The 2,930-nt window shown below is 64.6% G+C and carries 5 protein-coding genes and 1 pseudogene; 1 reads left to right on the forward strand and 5 read right to left on the reverse strand.

The annotated features are described in order from the left end of the window. Positions 1–21 precede the first annotated feature (21 nt). Positions 22–135 (reverse strand): annotated as a pseudogene (locus FNJ47_RS54105) (RidA family protein); the annotation flags it as partial. Between FNJ47_RS54105 and FNJ47_RS45375 the strand changes: the two are divergent. After that, entirely contained in the window at positions 115–300 is a 186-nt protein-coding gene (locus FNJ47_RS45375) for a hypothetical protein (RefSeq protein ID WP_430649486.1), read from the forward strand. The pseudogene FNJ47_RS54105 and the gene FNJ47_RS45375 overlap by 21 nt on opposite strands. Positions 301–368: 68 nt before the next feature. Here the strand turns inward: FNJ47_RS45375 and FNJ47_RS45380 are convergent, their stop codons facing one another. From FNJ47_RS45380 to FNJ47_RS45395, 4 genes are all read right to left on the reverse strand, one after another. Further along, complete coding sequence (locus tag FNJ47_RS45380) at positions 369–800, reverse strand: hypothetical protein (RefSeq protein ID WP_347341821.1); 432 nt, start codon at positions 798–800, stop codon at positions 369–371. 67 nt (positions 801–867) lie between these two features. Then, positions 868–1,227, reverse strand: a complete 360-nt coding sequence (locus FNJ47_RS45385; protein ID WP_236000564.1) for a hypothetical protein — start codon at positions 1,225–1,227, stop codon at positions 868–870. Positions 1,228–1,420: 193 nt separating this feature from the next. Next, complete coding sequence (locus FNJ47_RS45390; RefSeq protein WP_163163213.1) at positions 1,421–2,020, reverse strand: formyltransferase family protein; 600 nt, start codon at positions 2,018–2,020, stop codon at positions 1,421–1,423. 118 nt (positions 2,021–2,138) lie between these two features. Further along, positions 2,139–2,930: hemolysin family protein (locus FNJ47_RS45395; RefSeq protein WP_236000565.1), on the reverse strand; the 792-nt coding region annotated here is incomplete at its 5' end.

Genomic DNA, 2,930 nt, shown 5'->3' on the forward strand with positions numbered 1-2,930 from the left:
TCTTGTTCATGTCTGAATGTCCTATGCTGCGGGCACGAACGCCGTGACCTCGATCTCGACCTTGGCGCGCTGATCGACCAGCCCGTCGATATAGAGCAGCGTCGACGGCGGGAAATTGCGCCCGAGCTCCTCACGGGGTTCGCGACCGGCTGGCCGGAGCAACAGCCGGATATCATGGTGATCTCCATGACCACGGAAAAAGGCGTGCATGACTTTGCGGTCAACAAGGAGCAGGCGCTGTTGATCGCCCGCACCATCCAACAGACCGCCGAGAATCTCGGCAAGCCACGCACAGCTTAGCGATCGCATGGCCAACAAAAAACGCCCTCGAGATTTGGATCCCGGGGGCGTTGTTGTCTGAAGGCCGGTTACTTCGACAGCGTGATATTGGCGCCGCGGAACTGGCTGTCGGCCCTAATCGTGACCGACTGCTTGTTGCCTGAGGTGCGCATCGAGATGTCGGCATTGAAGCCGGGGGCGCTGGCCACGACCTGGAAGTTGCCGCCGCCGCCGCGACCACGCAGGTCGCCGCTGACATTGCGGCTGGTCTCGCTCCAGTTGCCGGAGACCGCGCTGCCTTCAGCCTGCACGTCGGCCGCCAGGTTGAACTTGTAGGCGTCGCTGGCGCAGGTCAGGCTCATGGTCATCCTGGGCCCGCCGACGTGATAGGTCGCACGGCAGCGAATCCGCTCGCTGGAGCCATCGTCGAGGGTCACCGTGCCGGCGCCCGACCAAGTGCCCGCCATGCCGGCGAATGGTCCGGACTGGGCATGGCCCGCGGTGCTTGCGAGTGCGGTCACGAAAAACGCGGCGGCTGCGATTGCTGGCCGCCGCGTGATGGCGAAGAAACGCGATACGCTGGTGATCTTACTGACGGGATGCTTCCCATCGGCCGCTGCACGGTACGCCAGCTGATGCCCCATTCCACTTCCCCGATCCGGAGTTGCCACTGAGTTGTCCGTTCGCATATGCACCATTGATCGAGACTCGCACAAGTCCCCCGCTGCCGACGGTGCCGGAGACCGCTGCGCCCTGCGCCGAGATCTTTCCTTCGGCGACGGTCACGGTCGAGCTCTGCGACGGCTCGCAGCTTCCGGTCTTGGTGACGACGGTGACGTTCCAAAGGCCGTCATAGGGCTGCTGAGCGGAAACGGGAGCGGCGGTGAGGGCGGCAGCCGAAGCGACCGAAGTGACCAAAATCAGGTCGCGAATGCGGATCGAACGCATGAATCAAATCCCTGTAATTTCGTGTGATGACGCGGCTTATCCTGTCACAATGTGTTCAAAATTTGCTGCGTTGCGGGAACCCCCGATTGTTCCTGTGAACTCAAACACATCATGTTGAATCTGGTTCCCGGCCAGGAACGGGAAATGTGCTCGCGCCCTTCAAGATTGGGGTATTTAGATACCAAGTCGTGGATCAGTGCCTGCCGGGGCTCAGATTGGGCGCCTTGGTCGCAAACTGCTCATCCTGGGGCTTGGCCGGCAGCGAGCCATTGACCTTGCCGTAGTCGATGACCTGGGCGAGCAGACGCAGACCGAGCGGCGCCAGCGCGCGCTCCCAGAGATCGCGGGCGGTCTCGCCTTTCTTGACGAATACCCAGTCCTGGGCGGCGATCGCACCGGCGTCCATGCGATCGGCGAGGTGATAGATGCTGCCGCCGGCGATCGGATCGCCTTCCTTGATGGTCCATTCCACCGCTGCGATGCCGCGGTGACGCGGCAGCAGCGACGGGTGGTATCCGATGCCGCCAAGCTTGGCCACGGCAAGCGCCTCCTTGCTGACGCGCGCGTGGCTGTGGGCAGTCACGATCAGGTCGGTGCCCGGCGCGATCTCGGCGGCTGTCACCAGCTTTGGATCGGCCTGGACCACGACCTCGATGCCGGCCGCCCTGGCGGCTGCCGCCAGCCGGTCCTCGCCGTCATGGACGACCACTCTGACGAGCGTGACGTGGTGCTCGCGCAGCATGCTCAGGGTCGTCACGCCGAAATGGCGGGAACCGACAAGGGTAATGCGCATGGGATCAATTCCGTGGGGTTCACTCGGAGGGATTTCGGCGGCCGTTATGCCGATAGCACACAGCGGCCGCCTGTTTCGCTGTCCTGCCCGTTATCAACAGGCCGGCCGGCTGGCAATGTCAGGCCGCCGTATGCTTGCTCGCCAGAACCTTGTCGATGCGCCGGCCGTCGAGGTCGACGATCTCGAATTGCCAGCCCTGCGTGGCGGTTTTCGCGCCAGTATCCGGGATCGCGCCGAACGCATGCAGCAGGAAGCCGGCGGCGGTCTGGTAGGGCCGCGGCGAGGGCAGCACGATGCCAAGCAGTTCGCTGAACTCGAGCGCAGGCATCCAGCCTGAAATCAGGTAGGAGCCGTCGTCGCGCCTGACATAGGCAGGCTCAGCCGGGCCTTCCTCGGTGTGGAAGGCGCCGACAATGGCCTCGAGGATGTCAGCGCTGGTGACGACGCCCTGGAAGGTGCCGTACTCGTCATGCACGAGGCCGATATGCACCGCGGAGTCACGAAGGATGGCGACCACGTCGCGGGCGTCGACGGTTTCCGGAATGATCGGCGCATCGCGCGTCAGCGCGCGGATGTCGGGCGTCTGTCCGGCGAGGTAGACGTCGAGCACGTCCTTGGCCTGCACGATGCCGAGCGCATGATCGCGGTTGCCGTCGAACACTACGCAGCGCGAGTGATTGCTCTTCTGCAACGTCGACAGGATGTCGGGCGCGGGAGCTGCGAGGTCGATCAGGCTGACCTCGTGGCGCGGCGTCATCACGGCGCCCACCGGCACATCGCCGGGCCGCTTCTCTCCACCGCCCGGCTCCTCTCCGCCGTGCGTCCGCCCCCCTTCGTCTTCCCCATCCCCCACCAGCGTCCCTGTCCCGCCCTCACCGAGTCGTACAGCCGCGTCCTGCCCATCGCCAGC

Source organism: Bradyrhizobium uaiense (genome assembly GCF_010811875.1).
GTDB classification, from domain to species: Bacteria; Pseudomonadota; Alphaproteobacteria; order Rhizobiales; family Xanthobacteraceae; genus Bradyrhizobium; species Bradyrhizobium uaiense.